We start from the raw sequence: 24,127 nt of genomic DNA on the forward strand, positions 1-24,127 counted from the left end.
AACTTCCCCCTTATTTGTAATATGTACTAATTGGTCATAAACTTTATTTTCTTTATAAGTTTATTTTAGTACATCTAAAAAAAAATACAATATAAAACTTAAATAAGTTTTTCATAAATTTATCCATAATACTATTTTTTAATTCAAGTAGTATTGGATAGGTTATATCCTATCTCTACATATAAGTTTCCCTATATGCTGACTATTTTAGCTACTAACTCATGACTAAAGTCACGAGTGTGCGTAGCTATTTTTTAATCAAAAAAGGAAAGCAGATGTATTTCTTCTACTTTCCCTATATTGTATGTAGTATTATGTATTTATTAAAATCTATATATTAATTATATGTTTCATATTATCAAATATCACTGTTAGTTTAAAAGCAATATTAATTCTTTTTTAAACATATAAATTGCATTATTAAATTTACTATATCCAACTTAAATAATATTTTATTAATTTGATGAAGAAGATGCTATAGCTGCACTAGTCGCTGCCATTACACATGCAATTTGTATAGCAACAACAATATTTAAAAATATATTATTCGTTATAGAGTCTATATTGTTCTCATTTTGGATAGAATCTGCATAAATAGAAGCTACTATAGCCGAACTAATCATCACTCTATTACTTTTTCCTAAAGACCAATTTCCAAAACCTTTTTCTTCTTTAAGTTTATTTGAAACATTTTTTATCTTCTCTATTATTTCATCTTCTCTATAATCTAATAATGAAATTGCACCTATTATTGGATATCCATAATAGTTCATTTTACAATCACTTTCTTTAAATGCTTTTTTAAGCTCAATAGTTTTTTTACATTTAACCATAGTTCTATCATCACTAAACAAAAGAATTTGGGATAATGATTGTAAGTCATTTCCTTTATAAAAACCATTTTTATTTAAAAACTCGTAACATTTTTCTATATATTCTAAATCTTCTTCTAAATTTTTTGAATGAATTGCAATAAGTGCTATATTACAATAGTCATCACTAGATGTTAAAAATGGATGCTTTTTCCTCATATACTCATATATTGTTTTCATTTTTGATATACATGTAATATAATCCATTTTTTCTCTATTCTCATAGACTATTGATGCTGTAAGTGGTAAATATGTATCTCCCCAAAATTTTTCATTTTTAAGTTCTTTATATATTTCCAAAATCATCTTAAAACTACTTTCTGGATTTGATTCAAACGAAAGTAGGGTTGCCATATAAAATATATTATATCCTCTAAAATTAGAGAATACTCCAGTATTTTTTTTAATAAGCTCTATTCGCTCTTCAACTAATCTAGGGCTTATTCTCTTGTTTTTAAGGGTAAATGCAAGTGCACAGCTATGTTGGATTAGTCCCATTTGCCAAGAACCTTTAACTTCATTTAACGCCTTGTAATTTTCTACTAATAAATTTACTTTTCCATTTATAAAAGATTCTTCCATATTGCCCTCCTAATAATATATCTCATTGTATTTTAATAGTTTTATATTCATTATATATATATTAAACGTTACAATCAACACATATTACTTTAAGAAGCATCATTCTTCAACAATAATGTAACCTTTTTTATAATGCCTTCCCATATTGTTAACTCTATCATAGTACTCTGATTCACTTTCATTACTCCATTTGGGCACAAATACATCTATTGCATTAGAATTACTAAAATACTTACTAGACCCCCTATCCATAACCGTTTTTAATTTTCCATCTACAATAATCTTAGTTCCAAAACTCAAGTGATTGTTTGCCACAAAACCATCTTCTAAATCATCTCCTGTAGCCGTTATAGCTCCATATCCATTTTCTTGGTTAAGACTTGTATAATAACTTACTTCAAAAGTTATGGGTACTAACTTTTTTATTTTAATTCCTAACTGATTTTGTAGCTTCTTCTTTTGTAATTTTAACTTATACTCATCACTATTTTTATAGTCTTTCATGCCTTGATTATATTTGGAATTAAAGCTTTTACCAGACTTTACTATAGTATCTATATTTACTATAGATTCTTTACAATGATCTGCATCTATTTTTGTTTCTCCATTTACCAATAATGGAGTTAAACATACACTACATACAACACATGTAATCAATGCTTCCTTAAGCTTCATAAATTCCCCCCTTATTATTTTGATATATTAGCATATTTAATATTATATGTCTACATTTAGATTTAAATACCACACCCATTCGCTTTAAGAAGTTGTCTTATATTTAATTCACCTTAACCCCTTATAAATCCTCTATCTTAGAACTATATAGAAGAGAGCTTTTTTGTCTAAATATGTTTTGTTAATCTTTTAATATATAAAATTGGTTTTATTTAATCATTCTATTTTTTAGAATTTAAGAATTAAAATTCTATAATTTTAAAACATATTGATTTTATTTTTTTAAGATGATATAATTTTTTCAAGAGGTGAATAATATGATAAAAAATACAAAACAAATTACAGTAGAAGTTAATGAAATTCTATTACAAGAAATGTCTAAGATAACTAATGATGAAAATAAGATTTTGACAGATTTGATAAATGAATCAATTGTAAATTATATTCTTGAAAATAAGAAAGATAACATTGAAAATAAAGATTTAGATGAAGTGATTAAATTCTACAAAAAAGAAAATACTGAAAAACATAAAAGTGCAGCAAGAGCTATTGCTGAAGCAAAAACTCATACTTTGTATTAAGCAGATAAAAAAGTTCCTAAAACTAGGAACTTTTTATTTTAACAATTATTAATATACATCTAAATATTTATCTCAAATTTATAAATACAAATATATTTAATATAACCCACTATATACTTTAAGCTCTATAAGTAATAAAAATAAAATTATACCTTTTACATATCTAAAACAATTAATTTACGTGATTAATTGACAAAATTTCTGACTTGTAAAGTAGTCCTTAGTATTACGTTGTGTTGATATTAACTATAAACCTAATATAAAATTAAATTTTAATAGGTTTGATTTTACACCAAACTTATTAGATTAACATCACAATGACAAAATAAAAATACTTCTAAAAAATTATAATTTTTACATTATACTTTAATATAGTATTCATTTAACTAACTATTATAAAAAATATTTATTTTTTGACAATTAATTTCACATTAGAAGAAGATAAAATATATGAATTCTGGCATGATATTATATACCTACATATTTTATATATTTAAACATATAAAATATGTAATTTACTCAAAACTATGTAATCTTATTTTTAATAAAAATATATACCCCAAATTATTATAATTAACTACATTAAATTATTCATCTTTCTTAATATTTTTAACCCAATTTTCAACAGAATTTAATTCGTCCTCATTTACCCCCTTCTTGAACAATGATTTCATAAAACTCTCAATAGAACTACCATGCATATTATCTAGAAAAGTTTTTGTTTCAAAATGCAAATACTCTTCTTCCCCAATAAGAACTGTATAATGTGTATGTCTATCAATTTTCCTTGCACTTAAGAATTGCTTATTTACTAATCTTGATAAAAGTGTTAATGTTGTAGTCTGTTTCCAATCATATAGTTTTTCCATGGCTTCAATGACATCTTTTGATGTTACTGTAAAATCTGAACCCCAAATAAATTTCATGACTTTTAATTCTGCTGGTGGTATCTTAGTAATAGTCATATGATTTTACACTCCTCTCAAACTTATCTATAATTAAATACTATATTAATAGACTTTTGGAGTCAAAGGTTTTATTTAAAATATTTAATCCAATTTTATTAATATAAAAAATTTATATTTTTAGTATAAATCAAACATATAATCTATTAATATAAAAAATAATATCTTTTCTCTATAAGTATAACAGATTATTAAATTAAAATTCTAATATTTGACATAATATATACATTTTATAATAAATATACCTGGTATTTTAAAATAAATGTAACTTTATTTCAAAAACTATTTTTGAGTTTGTATATATGTTATAATAAATGTATAAAATTTTGATTGGTGGGTTATATATGAATGCATTTATTAGAAAAAGAAATAAGAACTATGTTGTTTACCTTGAATTTACAGATGAAAACACTGGCAAAAGGAAACAAAAAAATATGGGTATCTTTGATAAAAAAAGAGAAGCAAGCAAAAGGCTAAGTGAGGTAAAAGAAAGCTTATATAAAGATGGATTCTTAGTTCCAAATGAAATTACAGTTTCAGAATTTCTGTTAGATTTTCTAAATAAATACAATGAAAATATTTCATTAGCTACATACAATAATTATGTTGGTATTTGTAAGAATTATATTAATCCATCTATTGGTAAATATAAAATACAAGACTTACATCCTATTCACATACAAAATTACATAGATAATCTATCTTATAAATTAAATCCTCAGTCAATTAAGATTCATATAAATATATTGAAACTTGCAATGAGAAGAGCTTATAGACTCAAATTAATAAAAGAAAATATTATGGATAATATAGAGACTCCAAGATATAAAAAATTTAAAAATGAAATTTATGATAGAGAGCAGATGATAAAATTATTAGATTTAGCAAAAGATACAAACATGGAATTACCTATTAATTTAGCAATTGGATTAGGTCTTAGAATTTCAGAAGTTTTAGGTCTGACTTGGGACAATATTGATTTTGAAGAAAATACAATAACAGTAAACAAGATAACATCTCGAATTAATGGTTCTGTAATTCTTAAAGAGCCAAAGACAGAAAACTCTGTTAGAAAAATATCTGCTCCAAAAGAATTGATTTTTTTGTTAAAAGAACACAAAATAAAGCAAAATAAAAATTTGTTAAAATCTTCTATTAGAAATAGTAAAAATTTGTTATTTTTTAATAAGAACTGTGAACCTATTGCTGAAGATGTTATGAGTAAAAGATTTAAAAGATTTTTAGAAAAGAATGATTTACCTCATATTAGATTTCATGATTTAAGACATTCACATGTTACTTTACTTATAAATTCTAAGGTACCTATAAAAGTCATATCTGAAAGAGTTGGACATTCAAATATAAATACTACTTTAAGTGTTTATTCCCATGTTCTTAAGGAGATGGATAAAGAAGCTTCTGACAGAATTTCTGAAAGTTTATTTAATGCTAATTAATATAAAATTAGCTTGGTCTATTGAGATAAATACATTAAATATTAATTGATAAACTAGCACTAGTTTTATTATCTTCTTTCTATAATATTAAATGTATCTATCTCTAACTGACAAGCACTTAAATAATCCTTTTTGTTTTGCTTTATTGCAATTAGTTATGATATTTTTCTATAGAAGTTTATATTTCAATTTACAACATCATACTTATCTTGCATATATTTTCATTACTTTACATATTATTGTATTCAAGTCATATCACCTATCCATTCTAAAATCGAATATTTTAATAAAATAAAAAACCTTCTAATATTTGATTAAAAACTTACACACTCTTACATAGCATGTACACAAACATTAAAAGGTTTTTATATTAATAATTATATTTTAAAAACAATTTTTAAATTAATGATTATTTACTTTTTCCATACATTTTAGCTAATTGGTCTTGTATATCTTTACTTTCTAAATACTCATCAAAGTCCATCTTTCTATCCATTATTCCATTTGGAGTTATCTCTATAATTCTATTTGCTATAGTAGATATAAACTCATGGTCATGAGAAGTAAATAAAAGCACTCCAGGGAACTTCTCAAGTCCTTTATTAACAGAAGTTATACTTTCTAAGTCTAAGTGGTTAGTAGGGTCATCTAACACAAGTACGTTTGCATTTGAAAGCATTAGCTTACTAAGCATACATCTAACCTTCTCTCCTCCAGATATAACTTGAGCTTCTTTTAAAGCTTCTTCTCCAGAGAATAACATTCTACCTAAAAATCCTCTTATAAAACTTTCACTTTTTTCTTCAGAGAATTGTCTAAGCCAGTCAACTAAAGAATATTCTACTCCATCAAAAAACTTATTATGATTCTTTGGAAGATAATCTTGAGAAGTAGTTACTCCCCATTTATACTCTCCACTATCTGGTTCAAGTTCTCCCATAACTATATTTAAAAGAGCAGTAGTAGCTATTTCATCACCCATAAATACTACTTTGTCATCTCTATCTAATCTAAATGATACATTGTCAAGAACTTTAACTCCATCTATAGTTTTAGTTAAATTGTGTACTTCTAAAACTTCATTACCAATTTCTCTAGCAGGTGTAAATCCTACATATGGATATCTTCTTCTTGATGGTTGTATATCTTCAACTTCTAATTTATCCAATTGTTTCTTTCTTGATGTAGCTTGCTTAGCCTTTGAAGCATTAGAGCTAAATCTAGCTATGAATTCCTTTAATTGAGCTATCTTTTCTTCAGTCTTTTTATTTTGGTCCTTAGCAAGTTGTAAAGCCAATTGACTTGATTCATACCAGAAATCATAGTTTCCAACATACATTTGTATTTTACCAAAATCTACATCAACTATATTAGTACATATTTGATTTAAGAAATGTCTATCATGTGATACTATTATAACTATAGATTCTTCTAAATCCATTATAAAGTTATTCAACCAGTTTATTGATTTAAAATCTAAGTGGTTGGTAGGCTCATCCATTAATAGTATCTCAGGCTTACCAAAAAGTGATTGTGCTAACAATACCTTAACCTTTTCCCCACCAACTAGTTCCTTCATTTGTTTGTAATGCATATCTTTAGTTATGCCAAGACCCATAAGTATTTTCTCAGCATTAGTTTCTGCATCCCATCCATCAAGTTCCGCAAACTCTCCTTCAAGCTCAGCAGCTTTGATTCCATCTTCTTCATTGAAATCTTCTTTCATATATAAGGCATCTTTCTCTTTCATTATATCCCAAAGTCTCTCATGCCCTCTTATAACAACATTTAAAACAGTTTCTTCTTCATATTCAAAGTGGTCCTGTTTTAAGACTGACATTCTTTCTTTATCAGTTATAGATATATTGCCTGTATTTGGCTCTATCTCTCCTGATAATATTTTTAAAAAAGTAGATTTTCCCGCACCATTGGCTCCTATTATTCCGTAGCAATTACCTTTAGTGAATTTTAAGTTAACATCTTTAAATAATTCCTTATCACCAAATCTAAGTCCAACACCTGTAACTTGTAACATTAATATATTTTCCTTTCTTTTTGCTCATAATTTATTTTATCATAAAATTTTGATAACGCTTTTATTATCTATTATCACTTAAACAGTATATTTTTTATACTAAATTAGTGAAATATTTATTTAAGGTATAGTAAAAGTTGTAAATTCATAAAAATTAACAATCTATTATATTATACTTATAAAGAAATCAAATTGCAACTTTATTCCTTCTTTTATATACTGTAATTACTTTATTGTAACTTATAAACTAATGATGCTTTTTTTAAAGTATCATTAGTTTATTTTGTTTCATATTTAAAAAGAGTACTTAATTTGTAAATACTCTTTTATAGTCTCTTTATATTTTAGCAAAATTACATGCAGGGTAAGTACATACATCACAGTTCATACAAAGTCCTCCATGACCATATCTAGCTATATCATACTTATCAAGCTTTTCATCAATCAAGACTCTAGATAGAACTATATCAAACACTGTAGTTTTATGATACATTGCACAACCTGGGATACCCATAATTGGAACTTCTCCATAGTAAGCAAGTAAAAACATTGCTCCTGGTAATATCGGTGACCCATATGTTACCAAATCAGCTCCAGTTTCTTTTATTGCTGTTGGTGTTACATCATCTGGGTCTACGCTCATCCCACCAGTACAACAGATAAGTTCTGCTCCCTGACTTATAAACTCTTTTATTGCATTTTTTATAATTTCTTTATCATCTGGACATATAGTCTGTCCTATAACTTCACAACCAAAACCCTTTACTTTTTCTTCTATTACTGGTCCAAATTTATCGACAATTCGACTATAGAATACTTCATTTCCAGTAGTTACAATCCCTACTTTTTTAGGCTTGAAAGGCACTACATTTACTATTTTTCTATTTGCAACCACTTTTTTTGCTTCTTCTAATTTTTTCTCATCTATAACTAGAGGTATAACTCTTGTTCCAGCTATTTTTAGACCTTTATTTACTATAAAATTATTATGAAGAGTAGCCATCATTACTTCTCCAACACAATTCAAATCAAAAAGTGCATCAACATCTATCTTTAAAAGTCCATCACATGCTGCTATAAAATCTATCTTTCCTTCTTTTATTTCACTAAAATCTAGATTTTCTCCAGCAGTTAATTCTTTTAAAAACAACGCACCTTCATTTTCATGAATCATGCCTTCTGATTTTTCCCATACATACAAATTATCTTTACCAAGAGATAATAAAACTGGAATATCGTCTTCTTTTACTACATGACCTTTTTTAAACTTTCTTCCTTTAAATTCTCCAGGTATTATTTGAGTTATGTCATGACATAAAACTTGTCCAACAGCATCTATAGTTTTTATTAACTTCATAATTTACCCCCAATTCTTTCATAGTCCGTTTTTGTATCAATGTCCAATAATATTTCTTTAGGAACTTCTACATACTTTATTTTTGATGAATTTTTTAAAACGGTTTTACCCTTTTCATCTTCTTTAAGTGCCAATAATTCTTCTTTTTTACTATATGGGAATATAACTGGATTTCCACATACGTCTTTATTTCTTGGAATTACTATAAAATCTCTATCTAATTTAAAAGTATTTATAATTTTATCTATATATATGTTGTCAATAAATGGCTGGTCTCCCACAAAAAACATATAGCCATCACATTTTGAGCTATTTAAAATACCTAATTTTATGGATTCACTCTGACCTATATTCGCATTTTTATTATCCACATATTTAAAACTATATTTATTGCATAATAATGATACCTCTTTATATTGACTTACAACTACAACTTGATGAAAATTAATTTTACTAACTGCTTTAAATACATGCTCTATTATAGAACATCCTTTATAATCTAATAAAAGTTTATTTGTTCCCATTCTTCTGGCAAAACCTGATGCCATTATTACTGCATTTATCATATATATCATCCTTGTTATTTATAATAATATATTGATAGTTCTATGATTTTTATAATATCGCTATTGATATTATCTATATATATAATATCATATAAACTATTTTAATACTTCAATATCTTGTACAAAACTTTTGTTTTATACTTCCATAAAATATCTCCATTTTACTTTCATCTTCTTTAATACTTTTTATTAATCTTATAGCTAAATTTTTATACTTTTCATTTTCAACTTTATTAATGAATAATACTTTTTGCCCACAATAGTTTCTAAATAGTCCATTTGGATTTAATACTATATTTTTTAAATTTTCAAGATTCACTGTAGAATTACTGCTAGTATTATATGTATCTAGATTTGCTATTTTTTTAAATATGTCTAATCTGTGTATGTTTTCTTCATTAATATCCATTCCAAATGAAGTAATATCTAATATTCCTACAGTTTTTGTAGTTTTATGATATACTACTGGTTCTCTATCATTCCATCCTTTAAGTCTTTTTTTCTTTGAACCATCTCCCTCTATTAAGACTAAATCAAATTTGTCTACAATTTTGTCCAAAATAGATGAATCAAGACCTACTATTTTATGTTCATTATTTATATAGCTTCCACATACTGTTACTCCATGACAAATAGATGGAATAACAGTTCCATCTATTGTCATAATTATATTTTCATAGTTATCTGGTACGTATATTTTAGTTGTTGTTGTAAGGAGAACTTTTAATTTATCTCTATAAAAATCTGCAAAGTAGTTTATAAATGAAGTTTTTCCTCCTGCTCCAACTACAGTTATTATTTCATTCTTTCCAATTATATTTGATAATTCCACACTTCCACCTCTTATAACTAGTTTTTTAATCTCTTAATTTTTATAATTAAACTTTTTAGTAAAAGTGATTTTTGAAATTCCATAAACCCTAAAGTAAATAGATTCTGTTGTAAACAACAAGGCGGATCCAATTCGCCGCTAAGCTGTAAGCTTACGCTATCAGTTTATCTTTAAATATAATTAAGATATTCTTATTCTTTGTGGCTGTTTTAATATTTGAGGATTATTCTTCAAATTGGATAAATCAGCTATTTGTGATTTTTTTAATATATTAAGACCAGCATTTACATCTGCATTTATAATCATACCCATGCTAGATTTATATTGACCTCGAGTTATTCTTTCTCCTTTAAAGTCATATTTTTGTACATTATCCAAATTGATATCAGGTATAAAATCATCAGCAAAAAAATCAGATTTACTGGTATAACTTTCTTCTTGTCTAATAAAATTAATATTTTTTATTTTGCATAGATATTCTAACTTCCCTTTTATCTCTCCAAAAGGAATTCTTATAAAATTTCTATATATTTTCCTCTCCACATTATCACTTTTTTCTAACTTAGCATTATATCCTACAATTAAGTTGCCAATATTATTTTTTACACAGTAATCAATTATATAAAAACAAGTTTTATTTACATAATCTTTAACCTGATTATTCCTTTTATTCCATACCTTAAATTGCCTTCTTGTAATTGTTGTTATGTTCTTTTTTAATTTTAAAGCTTCTATTTTATCATTCTGTTTATTTGCCCACTGATTAACAGATTTAAGCCTTTTTCCATCTATGATAAAACTATCACCTAGATTGGTAACACATGTACATAAGTTTTCTAAACCTAAGTCTATAGCTAGTGCATTTTTTTGATTTGAAACTTCCTCTGATTTCGGTATCTCATAACAATACTGAATTTCAAAGAACCTAGCCTTATGTTTAGGTATTATTCTTATTTCCTTAATCTTTTTCTCTAATATATTTTGAGGAACTTTTATACTTACTTTCCCATATAATTTTTTAAATGCTGGAGACATAGGTACATTTAGAATACCATCTTCTTTAATTCTTATTTGACCTATTATTATGCTAAAAAATCCTTCCTTGTCCAGATATTTAGGTGATTTTATTCCTCTAAAATCATACTTTCCTTCTTTAGCCAATTTAATTAATCCAAAAAATGACCTAAATGAACTATCAACTTCTTTCAATATCTGTTGTGCTATATTACTATTGAGAAGTTTATAATTTTCGTTTTCTTTACATACGTGATAATTGGCTTCATAATTAAGATGTTCTCCTTGATTAAAATAGTGTTGTCTAACATTGTATGTACCAACATTGTATAAATTTTTTGCTAAGAAACACATCTCTCGTAGAGCTTGATATTCTTTTTTAGTTAAGTTTTTTAATTGTTGTCTTTGAGTTCCATAGTGTATATTTTTTATTCTACTTGGCATAAACTCACCTCCTTTAGAATATACTCTACTAGACATTATATATGGTATTTTTACAAAACACCATATATAATGTCTATTTAATTACTTTATTTTACAAAATAATTTAAATTTACATATTTTTATATATTATATTACATATTATAATGGTTTGTTATTGTTTTTCATTCCCATATAAACTTTTTCAAATGTCATAGGTAGCTCTCTCATACGAACACCAGTAGCATTGAATATTGCATTTGCTATTGCAGGAGCTGGTGTGTGTATTACTATCTCTCCTAATGATTTAGCACCATAAGGACCTCCTGGGTCAAAATTGTCAGCAAAATCTACTAATATATTTCCTACTTCTTTTTTTGTAGGAACTTTGTATTGTAAAAAACTATCTGTTAATAATCTTCCGTCTTTATCAAATATAGGGTCCTCATACATTGCAAACCCTATACCCATCATTACTCCACCTTCTACTTGTATTCTAGCTAGAGTTGGATTTATAACAGTTCCACAATCAGGGACACATGCAAAATTTATTACCTTATATTCACCCGTATTTTTATCCAGTTCTATCTCTGCAAACCCTGCTATAAATGGTTTTATTCTTTTTAACATACCAAAAGACTCTGTAGCTTCTAAAACAACTGGTACATCATCACTAGCAAACCCTATGCCTCCTACTGATTCTCTACCTAATTCTTCCAATAATACAAATTTGCTATTATCATTTTTAACAAAAACTCTGTCTTTTCCCAGCTCTAAATCTTCTTTTTTAAATCCCAGCTTTGATTCTGCCACTGAAAGTAATATTTCTTTCAATTTATTTGCTGTCTTTATTGTTGCATTGCCTGTAACTGTTGTAGTACAAGATGCAAATGCTCCTGTATCATATGGACATAAGTCTGAATCACCTGTATAAACAGATATTCTGTCTACAGTAGTATTTAAAGCTTCAGCAGCAATTTGTGCTTGAATTGTATCAGCTCCTTGACCTAAATCAGCAAGACCAGATAACAACTTATATGTTCCATCTTCATCCATTCGTATAGTAACTGTTGCCATATCCACACGTGGTATACCAGAACCATGATTTGCAACTGCCATGCCTACTGCTCTTACCTTGTTATTTCCTATATCTTTACATGGATACTTATCATCCCAATTTATTAATTTCTTACCTTTTTCTATACATTGTTTTAACTCACAACTTAATATTTCTTCTTCAGCTGCTTTTCCATTAGTGTATCTATCTATTATGTTTTTAATTCTAAATTCAAGTGGATCCATTCCAATCTTATTGGCTAATTCATCAATAGCACTATCTATTGCAAATATTCCCTGTGTAGCACCATATCCTCTAAGTGCTCCTGCTGGTAATCTATTCGTATAAACTGTTCTAGCATCAAATCTAACAGCATCAATATCGTTATATATTGGCAATGTATTATGCCCAGATTCTGAAGAGACAGAAACACCATTACCACCATAAGCACCTGTATTGTTTAATGACTTTAGCTCTATTGCTTTTAAATTGCCTTCTTTATCTGCACCCACTCTGACATCAAAAAACATTTCATGTCTACTATTAGAACCGACAAAAGTTTCACTTCTTGTAAAAATAAACTTTGCTGGTCTACCAGTTTTCATAGTAACAAATGCAGTAAATATATCTGTAGCAGCTATATTCTTTCCTCCAAATCCTCCACCTATTCTAGGCTTTATTACTCTTATTTTTGAAGATGGAATACCCAACACTTTTCTAAGTATTCTCTTTACATTGTGTGGTGATTGTAATGATGAGACTACAACAATCCTATCATTTATGTCTTTATATGAGTAAGACCTATGAGTTTCCATCATACAATGTGATTGACTTTGAGTTTTATATGAAGATTCAACCACAAAATCACTTTCTTCAAGTTTGGCTTCAACATCTCCAAATTCAAAAAACTCTTTAGATACTATATTATTTTTTGCATCTAACCCAAAAGGATACGGCTCTACTATATCTTCTTCTGGATGTATAACAACCTCATTTCCTTCTGCTTCTCTTGCATTAAATACAGGTTTTAAAATTTCATAATCTACCTTTATCATCTTTAAAGCTTTAAGTGCTGTTTTTTCATCTTCGGCTGCTACTAGAGCTACCTCATCACCAACAAATCTAACTGTATCTTCAAGTAAAACTCTGTCATATGGAGATGCTTCTGGCTCTGTTTGACCTGGGACACAATATCTAACTTGTGGCACATCTTTATAAGTATAAATACCCACAACACCTGGAATTTTTTCAGCTTTTGATGTATCTATATTCTTTATTTTAGCATGTGCATATGGACTTCTAAGTAATTTTAATGTCAAAACGTCTTTATGCATTATAAGGTCTTCAGTATATAGAGGCTTTCCTGTAACAATTGCTGTACTATCTATCTTTCTTATCCCCTTAGTAATCATTATCGACTTCCTCCCTCAATAACATTATACATCCTTTTAACTAGTGCACTTGCCATATCTATTCTATAATCTTTACTAGCTCTCATATTACTTCCATAAGTTAATTCTTCACTTGCAATAATAGATGCCTTATCTATATCTTTTTCTTTACTTAATATGGCACTTGCTTCAAGTGCTATTTTTGCCCTTTGAGGTCTTGCTCCAATTACTATTTTGTAAGTATTATTTTCTTTTAACATAGCTGAATTTAGTATAGAAAAATCTCCTGTACACTTTCTTATTGAGTCAAAAACAGCTATTGCATCTCTTTTTGGAAGTATTACCTCAACTAATATGTCTTTACTTGACTTATTATCTAAAAACTCATTTAATTCTAAGACTCCTTCTTTGTATAATCTTACCTTTGCTCCAACAACCAAAAGTGCTGGTATTAAATCAGAAAAACCATACTTTGAAAATACACTAGCACCAATTCTAGCACCTTGCCTAAATTGAACTCCTACTATATTAGAAACAGCACTTGAAACTATTCCACTACAGTAATTTTTAATAGTTTTGTCTATTTCTATACTTCTAAGAGATGTGTCTGCACCTATAAAAATATTTTTTTCATCTTCTTTTATATAATTTAGATTTATAGCCTTTAAGTCTATAGCTGTTCCTATATTCTTATTACTTAATTTTATAAATCCGCATCCTCCTAAAACAACATTATTTTTTTTAGAAGTTAGAATTTTATATGCTTCTTCTAAGCTTTCTGGAACTGTATATTCTTTTATAGTAACCATCTTGTCCCCCTATCATCAGACTCATTAAAATTTAAAACTTTTAAATATATCTTTCAATTTATATCAATAAATGTGATACGTTTGATTCACATATATTAACGATTTACACTATAAACTTTCCTTTTTATCTTCAACTTTATCGTTCTTATTTTTAGGAAATTTTATCATATACAAGGCTTGAACTATTATAGCTACCATTGCTCCTGAAACTACACTTGAATCTGCAAGCAATGTCTCTATAAACTTCGGAAATTTTTCAAGAACTTGAGGAGCCACCATAAATCCTATACCAGAAGCCATAGAGAGACCTAGTATCATGCTATTTTCTTGATTGAACCCATCCATACTAACAAGTCTTAAACCAGATGTTGTAAGAGTTGAGAATATAACGAGTGTTGCTCCCCCAACCACACAAGGAGGAATGGTTCTTATTAGATTAGCTAACAACGGTGATATTCCTGCTAAAAATAGCCCAATTCCTCCAATAGCTAATACAAATTTACTTACAATCTTTGTATTGGAAACGATTGCAGAATTTTGACCAAACATCCCCATTGGAGTTGCAGAAAATAATGCGCCTATCGTAGATAGTACTCCATTTCCTAAAACAGCAGAAGAAAGTTCTTCATCCGTTACTTGTCTATTGAGTCCTCCTACTGCAGAAAGCGTACATGCACCCATAATATCTGCTATCTCAACCAAATATATTATTGAAAACATCACTACAACTTCGATTCTTATATCTAGACCAAAAATAAGTGGTTTTGGAAGCGCAACCAAAGTAAACTCTTGAATTGAAGAAAAATTTACAATACCCAAAATTAGTGATAAAATGTATCCAAAAACTATGCTAACTAATATTGATGCATCTTTAAACAATCCTCTTCCATACTTGTTTAATCCTAATATCATAAGAGATACAGAGATTCCAACTATAAAATTAATTGGCTGTCCAAAAGTTTCATTTCCCATACCTCCAGCTAAGTTTTTTATTGCTATTGGAAAAAGTCCAAGACCCATACATGCGACTATTGTTCCAGATACAACTGGAGTAAATATAAATCGTATTTTTTTAAGGCCAAAACCAATTATAATTATTACTATACCAGCTATTATTTGAGAACCAAATAAGACTGGCAATCCATACTTCCCTGCAACAGAAACTCCAGCACCTATAAACATTGCTGTAGCTCCCATTATAACTGGTATTCCTCCTCCCAATTTAAATCCTTTAAATAGAGGTATTGGATATAACTGTAATAAAGTTGATATACCTGCAAAAATTAATGCTGCTTGAATCAACAGTGTTGACATTTTATGATTAAGCCCAGCTGCATTTGCAATCAATATAGCTGGTAAACAGCTTCCTATTACCATTGCCATTAAGTGTTGTAACCCTAAAGGTACGGCTTCCTTTAGTGGTGGTATTCCGTCTAATTCAAATTTTGATGTACTTTTTGCTTTCATAATAAAAACTCCCGTTACATAAAACTTATTGAATTATATAAATACTTAAAAATCTAATATATTAAATTAAATGATGTTTATAAATTTTGATTATACTTCCTTATACATTTAAGCTCTTAAACTTAAAGAATATGTACAATAAATTTAATTATTAACAAATAAACTTATTCTATCATTTTGTATATGTTATTATACAGTAGCTTACAAACATAAGAATATTATAGCTATGAATTTTTAATTTTTTACAATATATTTAATCCAAGTTAAATCTTTCAATCTTAATCATTATAAGTTATAAGTTTTCATAAGTATTTATATTTTGTAAGTTTTAAACATTTACCTATAAACGCTACTTTATAGATGCCACTTTAAATCCAGTGACCTCATACTTTCATATGAGCGTAGACTATTTCTTCATCTTCAGCATTACCTGCTAAGAGCAACCCGTTTCCACTATCAATAGCTTATAGTGTACTCTCTTTCGAGATAGTCGTTTGACCTTCCTATTTCTAGGCTTGGCGACCAAATGTCCATTATTAAGTACTTAGGCTCTCACCATATACCATCCTTACTATTGTTTCTGGTTTTCACCACATTCATAAAAGTTTCTTTCTATCTTTTATTGTAGTTGTAAGGCTTTAGGATTTACTGGTTTTAAAGTTGTGTCCTACATAGATTTCTCTATGTACGGGGCTAAAAGTACAATTCATTAATATACTCTGCTTTACCCCCTGTAAATAATATTATTTACTCTTTCACTGTTTTTGTTATTAAATTAATTAAATAATAATTAATTTAAGCATAAAATAATTTTTAATTTAAACTCAAAATATTTATGAATATTTTATAATATAATTCTCATAAGACAGAAAAACTTAATAAGCTATGTATCTCAGTTGTATCAATGTACTCTCCTTTACTATATTTGTATCTGCAACATAAAACATACAAGTTTCTATCTATTTATAGATATATATTAATACCTATAATTAAAATAGTAATATTATTTGTGTAATAAGAACTTTATTTACATTACTATTTATAACTTTTATAGAGCAATTTTGATGCCAATATTTACACACATTTATTTGGTATAAAATTTTTATACTTTTATTGATAAAATTTTACTTATTTCAACCGTTCTATTACATTTTTGCATTTAAATCTTAAGTTTTATTTTTATAATTTCATTATATCTCTATAAAAAAAAGACCTTAAAATAATTTTTTAACGGTCTTTTCTCAAATTTTTATTTTCATTTCTAAAATTTATAATAAATAACAGTAACATTATAAGTATTTTTATATAAGATTTTTTATTTTGTGGATGATAAATTAGTGAATTAAAATGCTATCTGACTGATTTTAGTTTGACAATATCACTCCAATTTTTACTAGTAGCTAACTCTACTAAATCTAAGTCTCTTCTTATTTCAGCAACATCTTCTTTTATAGCATTTGTATCACCTTTTATATGTGCTATATTATGCTCCATACTATCATGAGTAGCTTTATTCATTTCAGAATTATGTAATAAACTTCCTAAAATATTACTCTGCTCCTCCTGTATCTCTTTTATTGATTTTTCTTCGTTTTCTAGAACATCAATTTTTACTTCAATTCCATATAATTTCTCATTTGCAGTGACTACTTCTTCCTTAACTTCACTCATCTCTTCACTAATACTGTTTATTTTATTTTGCATAAAGTTCATTTCTGATTTAACTCCAGATATATCTTCTTTCATTATAGTCATTTCTTGTCTTATTCCAGACATATCTTCTTTTACTACGCTTATTTCCTGTTTTAATCCATTCATTTCTTTTTTCATTATGTTTACTTCTTGTTTCACTTCAGATATATCTTTCTTTATTATATTCATCTCTTGTTTTATTTTAGACATATCTTTTTTTAATACATTTATTTCTTGCTTTACTTCAGACATATCTTCTTTTAATATATTTATCTCTTGTTTTACTTCAGACATGTCGTCCTTTAACGCAGTTATCTCTTGTTTTACTTCGGACATGTCGCCCTTTAACACTGTTATTTCCTGTTTTACTTCAGACATATCGTCCTTTAACACCGTTATTTCCTGTTTTACTTCAGACATATCGTCCTTTAACACTTTTATTTCCTGTTTTACTTCAGACATATCATCTTTTATACTAACTACATCTTTATTTATAATATGTAATAATTCTAAAATCTTATCTTGCACTTACATCACCATCCCTATTAATTATTATAACATTTTATACAAATGCTATACAATGTTAACATATCTATAAAAAAGTTATTAATAATTAATCAAAATATAAAACAATTACAAATAAACTAAAAGAGACTATCTCAAAATATAGATAAGACTCTTTTTTATTGTTGAAAATGATGAAAATATATTTGATTCTATACAAAAAAGAGTGCCTCATGAACTAAAAAGTTAATTTTGAGACACCTACTTTTATTTCTATCTAAAGTTTTATTTTTTAATTATTCTTTATAAAAAACCTATGCATTCAATTCTGAACATGAAATTTTTCTTCCAAGTGCTTTTGGTTTACAAACTGATATGCAAAGACCACAATATCTACACTCTTCTTCATTTAACTCCATCTTATCGCTTAATTTTCTTGCTTGATATGCACAGACTCTCTCACACATCTTACATTTAGTACATTTTTCTTCATCATAAGTAAATTCAAAGCTAAGTCTTTCATTTACATCGCCCATATGCTTATGTACTATACCACAAGCATTTTCTATAGTGTTATACCCTAGTCTACTAAGGTTAGATTTTAAATCATCATGTATTTTAGATATTACTTGTGCACCTTTTAAAATTACCACTGAACATATACCAACAAAGTCAGCACCTGCCATAATCATTTCTAAGGCATCATCTCCACTAACACATCCACCTAAACCAATTATTGGTATATTAACTTCTTTTTTTATTTCATAGATTCTTTGTAAAGTTATTGGCTTGATAGTTTCTCCACTTAGATATCCTATTCCATTTCCACCTAATAAAGGTTGACCAGTTTCTATGTCTATTCTAAATGCTGGTCCTACAGAATCACAAGCAGTTATTGCATCTGCTCCTGCTTCTTCTAATTTTTTAGCAAAAGCTCCTATTTCATCTATCATAGGAGGAAGTTTAACTATTACTGGTATATTTACTTTTTCTTTAGCATCTTTAAGCATTGGTATCAAATCTCTATAGTCATAAGATACTAATTCAATAAAGTCAGCTCCTGCATTTGCAACTTTCTCTACTAATTCACTACTTTCTTCGATTGTATGACCTATTGAAGCTATACAGACAGTCCCATCTTTTTTCATTTGTGGTATTTCAAAATCTATCCATTGTTCTGGTTCAAAATCTGTCCATTTCTCATTATTTAAAAGAGCATTAGCTGTATTTCTAACCATATGTGGTGCTGGATTTATAGCTCTTTCTTTTCTTATAGTCTTAGTAACAACTGCCCCTGCTCCTGCATCACTTAATATTTTACATCCAGCTGCACTATATGTTAATGGTCCTGAACCTATTATAAGTGGTGATTTTAATTCTTTACCTAAAAAATTGTACATTATCTGCTTCCCCTTTTCATTTATATTTACATTGATTTATATTTACATTCATTAAAATTTCCAAAATTCGCAAGCAATTTCTTTCATCTCTTTAACAATAGCTTTTTTATCTAAATCAACTAACTGTTTTTCTTTTAAAATATGTCTACCATCTATGTATACATTTGATATAAATTCTTTTTTGCCTTGTACTACTATCTGGTCAAATATATTATCAAGAGTCACAGGAGTCTTGAATTCATCTTCCATAACTATTATATCAGCCTTATTACCAACTACTATTTTACCAGATTTTTGAAGACCTAATGCATGGGCACCATGCTCAGTTGCCATCTTAAATACTAAATTGGCTGGCATTACAGATGCATCTTCTTCGACTGATTTGTGCATTAAAAATGCACCTCTCATAACTTCAAAAAAATCATTTATATATCCATCTGTACCAAGTGCTACTTTTATACCTTTTTTAATCATTTTTGGTACTGGAGAAAAACCTCCACCAACTTCACAGTTGCTAAGAGGCATATGAACCACTTTTACACCCTTCTCTTTTAATATATCTATTTCTTCATCATTTACTTTTACACACTGAGAAGCTAATACAGTTTCATCTAATATCTCTAAATCATTATAGTATTCAACTGCTTTTTTACCAAAATGTTTTTCAGCATAGTTTGGTTCATATATACTCTCACATAAATGGAATTGCATTGGTGCATCTAATTTTTTTGCATCTTCTTTAGCTTTTTTAATAAATTTATCTGAACATGTGAAACTTGTATGAGTACACATTATTCCATTTATTAATTTACTATTTTCTCTGCTCCACTTTATCAAATTAGAATTTTCATCTAAACATCTAAGCCCATTTTCGTAACTTATTCTTTCACAGCTTTCTAGGGATAAAATCGCTTTCATCCCTATCTCTTCTAGTATTTTACCTTGCTCAATTAAAGTTCCTACTTCTGTATTTGGAGCTTCTAGAGTATCACAAAAAGCTACTACACCAGATTCTATAAGCTCTATTGCTGATGCTTTAGTTGTGGCCTTTACTTCTTTTAATCCTATTCTATTTTCTATAAATGGCCACCAATAGTCATTTAAGAAACCTTCAAAATCAGTAAAATGTACATTTGCTGGTATTCCTCTAGAAAGCACTCCATATTGATGCATATGACCATTGATGAATCCTGGCATTACTATAGCATCTGATTTATCTATTATTCGTTCAATATTTGTGTACTTTATTTCAACTTCTTCATTTGGTAATATATCTTTTATAATGTCATTTTCTACTACAACAGCATAATTTGTATATATTTCATCAGCAGAAGATATTAAGTATTTACTTTTTATAGCAATCATTTATTTACCTCCCTGATTTAATTTTTTCATAGCCATATAAACCTTCTCAGAAGTTATAGGAAGTTCTCTTACACGAACTCCAGTAGCATTGTATATTGCATTTGCTATTGCTGGTGCAGGTGTATGAATAACTATTTCTCCTAAAGATTTCGCTCCATATGGGCCTGTTGGGTCATAACTATCTACAAAATCAACAAATATATTTCCTATATCTTTTTTTGTTGGAACTTTATATTGTAATAAGTTGGAAGTCTGAAGCTTTCCATCAGAACCATGTCTAGGGTCTTCATACATTGCAAGCCCTATACCTTGAGTTACACCGCCTTCAACTTGTATTCTAGCAAGTGCAGGATTCATAACTGTACCACAATCAGTAGAGCAAGCATAATTTATTACTTTAAACTCTCCTGTTGTTTTGTCTAACTCGATTTCAGCAAATCCTGCTAAGAATGGCTTAGCACTCTCTTGTATACCATAGGATTCAGATGAATATAAAACCTCTTGATTTCCACCACCAACAGATTCTCTTCCTAATTCACTTAATAGAACAAACTTATCTACATCTTCACTATAACAGACTCTATCCTCATATAAAATTAAATCATCTATTGGTAATTCTAATTTCTTCTGTGCTACTTTTAGTATCTTTTGTTTTAAACTTTCAGCAGATTTTATTGTAGCATTTCCAGTTACATAAGTAGTACAAGAAGCATATGCGCCCGTATCATATGGACACATATCTGTATCTCCTGTATAAACTGAAATTCTGTCAATAGATGTATTCAATGCTTTTGCAGCTATTTGTGCAAGTATTGTGTCAGAACCAGTTCCTAAGTCTGAAGACCCAGAAAACAATTTATAAGTTCCATCTTCATCCATTCTCATGTTTACTATTGCCATATCTATGTTAGCTATACCAGAACCATGAGTTCCCACAGACATCCCAACAGCTCTTACTTTGTTGTTTCCAATCTCTCTGACAGGATATTTTTCATCCCATCCAATAAGTTTCTTTCCTCTAATTATACATTCATCAAGTGCACAACTTCTTATTGGAAAATTCATTATTCCGCCTTCAGTTTGCTTTTTTATAATATTTTTCAATTTTATTTCTGTTGGGTCCATCTTAAGTTTATGTGCTAATTCATCAATTGCACAATCAAGTGCGAATGTACCTTGTGTTGCTCCGTATCCTCTTAATGCTCCCCCTGGAACTAAATTAGTATATACAGTTCTTCCATCAAATTTTATTGCAGGTACATTATTATATGTTGGAAGTACATTATGCCCTGACTCAGAACAAACTGAAGGTCCATTATCACCATAAGCACCTGTATTGTTCAAAGCTTTCATATCTATAGCTTTTATATTTCCTTCTTTATCTGACCCAATCTTTATATCAAAAAACATCTGATGTCTAGTATTAGTCATTGCAAAAGTTTCTTCTCTAGTATAAATAAGCTTTGCTGGTCTTTTCGTCATCCAAGTCACAAATGACGCATATATCTCTGTTACAGCTATATTTTTTCCACCAAAACCTCCACCTATCCTTGGCTTTATTACTCTCACTTTTGAAAGAGGTATACCTAATGCTCTAGAAACCTGTCTTCTCATATGATAAGCCGATTGGTTTGCAGAAGTTACTACTAATCTACCATTCGTATCTATATACGTATAAGCTCTATGAGTCTCCATCATACAATGGGCTTGTGATTGAGTCATATAAGAATGTTCTACTATTACATCACTCTCTTTAAACTCTTTTTCTACATCCCCTTTGCCCATTTTCTCTCTTGATACTATGTTTTTTGTAGCATCCAATCCAAAATCAAATGGACAAAATAAATCATCTTCTTCATGTATTAAAATTTTATTTCCTTCTGATTCCCTTGCATCCAATATAGGAGTCATTACTTCATATTCAACTTTTATAAGTTTCATAGCTTTAATAGCAGCTCTTTCATCCTCGGCAGCTATTATAGCAACCTCGTCTCCTACATATCTAACTATATCTTCCAGTATTAATTGGTCATGAGGTGATGCTTCTGGATATGATTCACCAACCATTGAATATCTATAATTTGGCACATCTTTGTAAGTGAATATATTTACTACACCTTTTACTTTTAATGCATTTTTTATATCGATGTTTTTTATCTTTGCAAAAGCATGTGGACTTCTAAGAAGTTTAATAGTCAAAACATCTTTATGAAAAATTAAATCTTCTGTATATATTGGTTTTCCAGTAACAATGGCTTCGCTATCTATTTTTCTTACTTCTTTATTTACCATCACACTCACCTCCAATACTATTATACATTCTTACTACTAAAGCTTTTGCCATATCTTTTCTATACTCTTTACTTCCTCTTATGTTGCTTCCAAATGAAAGTTCTTCACTTGATGCTTCTCCAGCTTTTTCTATATCATTTTCTAAGCTTAGTATTTCACTTGCTTTATAGGCAATTTTTGCTCTTCTTGGTCTAGCTCCTATTGCAACTTTATAAGTACTTCCTTCTTTTAACATTGCTCCATTTAATACTGCAAAATCACCTGTACATTTTCTTATTGAATCAAATACACCTGTAGCATTCTTTTTAGGTAATATAATTTCTATTAATATATCTTTTTCAAGCTCACTTTCTAAAAAATCAGCTAAGTTCATAACCCCTTTTTTATATAACTTAACCTTTGCATCTACTACTAGTAATGAAGGTATTAAATCTGAAAATCCATATTTAGCAAATACACTAGCTCCTACTCTAGCTCCACTTCTAAATTGAACTCCTACTATATTAGAAACAGCGTTTGAAATTACTCCACTACAATAATTTTTAATAACCTTATTTAATTCTAAAGTTCTTAAACTTGTATCTGCTCCGACTAATATGCTATCATCAGTTTCATTTATATAATCCAAAGCCAAGTCTTTTAAATCTATTGCTGAGCCAATATTTTTACTACCTAGCTTTAAAAATCCGCAGCCTCCAAGTATTATGTTGTTTTTTCTTGATATTAGCAGTTCATAAGCTTCATCTAAACTTTTTGGAACTACATATTCCTTTATAGTTATCATATTCTCTCCC

18 protein-coding genes are annotated in these 24,127 nt (G+C 28.2%); 2 read left to right on the plus strand and 16 right to left on the minus strand.

Going from position 1 to position 24,127, the window contains the following annotated elements; translation table 11 throughout:
- Positions 1-455: 455 nt before the first annotated feature.
- Entirely contained in the window at positions 456-1,454 is a 999-nt protein-coding gene (locus ACTG48_RS11165) for a DUF4003 domain-containing protein (protein WP_021384903.1), read from the minus strand.
- A gap of 99 nt (positions 1,455-1,553) precedes the next feature.
- The gene (locus ACTG48_RS11170) at positions 1,554-2,129 is read right to left on the minus strand and encodes an RlpA-like double-psi beta-barrel domain-containing protein (protein WP_021384908.1); all 576 of its coding nucleotides are present in this window, start codon (positions 2,127-2,129) and stop codon (positions 1,554-1,556) included.
- A gap of 317 nt (positions 2,130-2,446) precedes the next feature.
- Here ACTG48_RS11170 and ACTG48_RS11175 point away from each other — a divergent pair, with 317 nt between their 5' ends.
- On the plus strand, positions 2,447-2,710 hold the full coding sequence (locus ACTG48_RS11175; RefSeq protein WP_021384896.1) for a hypothetical protein: 264 nt from the start codon (positions 2,447-2,449) through the stop codon (positions 2,708-2,710).
- 587 nt (positions 2,711-3,297) lie between these two features.
- Here ACTG48_RS11175 and ACTG48_RS11180 read toward each other — a convergent pair.
- Complete coding sequence (locus ACTG48_RS11180) at positions 3,298-3,675, minus strand: BlaI/MecI/CopY family transcriptional regulator (protein WP_021384899.1); 378 nt, start codon at positions 3,673-3,675, stop codon at positions 3,298-3,300.
- Between the two features lie 344 nt (positions 3,676-4,019).
- On the opposite strand from ACTG48_RS11180, the gene ACTG48_RS11185 reads away from it, so the two are divergent.
- Positions 4,020-5,132 carry a tyrosine-type recombinase/integrase gene (locus ACTG48_RS11185; protein ID WP_479916880.1) on the plus strand — a complete coding sequence of 371 codons (1,113 nt, stop codon included), beginning with the start codon at positions 4,020-4,022 and terminating at the stop codon, positions 5,130-5,132.
- Positions 5,133-5,541: 409 nt separating this feature from the next.
- On the opposite strand, the gene ACTG48_RS11190 is transcribed toward ACTG48_RS11185, so the two are convergent.
- The 13 genes from ACTG48_RS11190 to ACTG48_RS11250 form a co-directional block, all read right to left on the minus strand.
- A complete protein-coding gene (locus ACTG48_RS11190; RefSeq protein WP_021384911.1) occupies positions 5,542-7,167 on the minus strand; it encodes an ABC-F family ATP-binding cassette domain-containing protein in 1,626 nt (541 codons plus the stop codon).
- Positions 7,168-7,504: 337 nt separating this feature from the next.
- Positions 7,505-8,524, minus strand: a complete 1,020-nt coding sequence (locus tag ACTG48_RS11195) for a molybdopterin-binding protein (protein WP_479916881.1) — start codon at positions 8,522-8,524, stop codon at positions 7,505-7,507.
- The gene (gene mocA, locus ACTG48_RS11200) at positions 8,521-9,090 is read right to left on the minus strand and encodes a molybdenum cofactor cytidylyltransferase (RefSeq protein ID WP_021384916.1); all 570 of its coding nucleotides are present in this window, start codon (positions 9,088-9,090) and stop codon (positions 8,521-8,523) included. Before mocA ends, ACTG48_RS11195 begins: the two co-directional genes overlap by 4 nt.
- A gap of 109 nt (positions 9,091-9,199) precedes the next feature.
- Positions 9,200-9,922 (minus strand): selenium cofactor biosynthesis protein YqeC, encoded by a 723-nt coding sequence (gene yqeC / locus ACTG48_RS11205; protein WP_479916882.1) that lies wholly within the window; start codon positions 9,920-9,922, stop codon positions 9,200-9,202.
- Between the two features lie 180 nt (positions 9,923-10,102).
- The gene (locus ACTG48_RS11210; RefSeq protein ID WP_479916883.1) at positions 10,103-11,380 is read right to left on the minus strand and encodes an RNA-guided endonuclease InsQ/TnpB family protein; all 1,278 of its coding nucleotides are present in this window, start codon (positions 11,378-11,380) and stop codon (positions 10,103-10,105) included.
- Between the two features lie 138 nt (positions 11,381-11,518).
- Entirely contained in the window at positions 11,519-13,825 is a 2,307-nt protein-coding gene (locus ACTG48_RS11215; protein WP_479916884.1) for a xanthine dehydrogenase family protein molybdopterin-binding subunit, read from the minus strand.
- The gene (locus tag ACTG48_RS11220; RefSeq protein ID WP_021384918.1) at positions 13,825-14,613 is read right to left on the minus strand and encodes an FAD binding domain-containing protein; all 789 of its coding nucleotides are present in this window, start codon (positions 14,611-14,613) and stop codon (positions 13,825-13,827) included. Before ACTG48_RS11220 ends, ACTG48_RS11215 begins: the two co-directional genes overlap by 1 nt.
- Before the next feature lie 108 nt (positions 14,614-14,721).
- Positions 14,722-16,080 carry a uracil-xanthine permease family protein gene (locus ACTG48_RS11225; RefSeq protein WP_479916885.1) on the minus strand — a complete coding sequence of 453 codons (1,359 nt, stop codon included), beginning with the start codon at positions 16,078-16,080 and terminating at the stop codon, positions 14,722-14,724.
- A 1,350-nt stretch (positions 16,081-17,430) separates the two neighbouring features.
- Complete coding sequence (locus tag ACTG48_RS11230) at positions 17,431-18,300, minus strand: coiled-coil domain-containing protein (protein ID WP_479916886.1); 870 nt, start codon at positions 18,298-18,300, stop codon at positions 17,431-17,433.
- Between the two features lie 290 nt (positions 18,301-18,590).
- Positions 18,591-19,676, minus strand: coding sequence for a hypothetical protein (locus ACTG48_RS11235; RefSeq protein WP_021384921.1), 1,086 nt, complete (start codon positions 19,674-19,676; stop codon positions 18,591-18,593).
- 51 nt (positions 19,677-19,727) lie between these two features.
- Positions 19,728-21,041, minus strand: coding sequence for an amidohydrolase family protein (locus tag ACTG48_RS11240; RefSeq protein WP_479916887.1), 1,314 nt, complete (start codon positions 21,039-21,041; stop codon positions 19,728-19,730).
- Entirely contained in the window at positions 21,042-23,333 is a 2,292-nt protein-coding gene (locus ACTG48_RS11245; RefSeq protein WP_479916888.1) for a xanthine dehydrogenase family protein molybdopterin-binding subunit, read from the minus strand.
- Positions 23,323-24,117 carry an FAD binding domain-containing protein gene (locus ACTG48_RS11250; RefSeq protein WP_479916889.1) on the minus strand — a complete coding sequence of 265 codons (795 nt, stop codon included), beginning with the start codon at positions 24,115-24,117 and terminating at the stop codon, positions 23,323-23,325. Before ACTG48_RS11250 ends, ACTG48_RS11245 begins: the two co-directional genes overlap by 11 nt.
- Between the last annotated feature and the right edge of the window lie 10 nt (positions 24,118-24,127).

The sequence above is a fragment of the Clostridioides sp. LIBA-6822 genome, assembly GCF_056688955.1.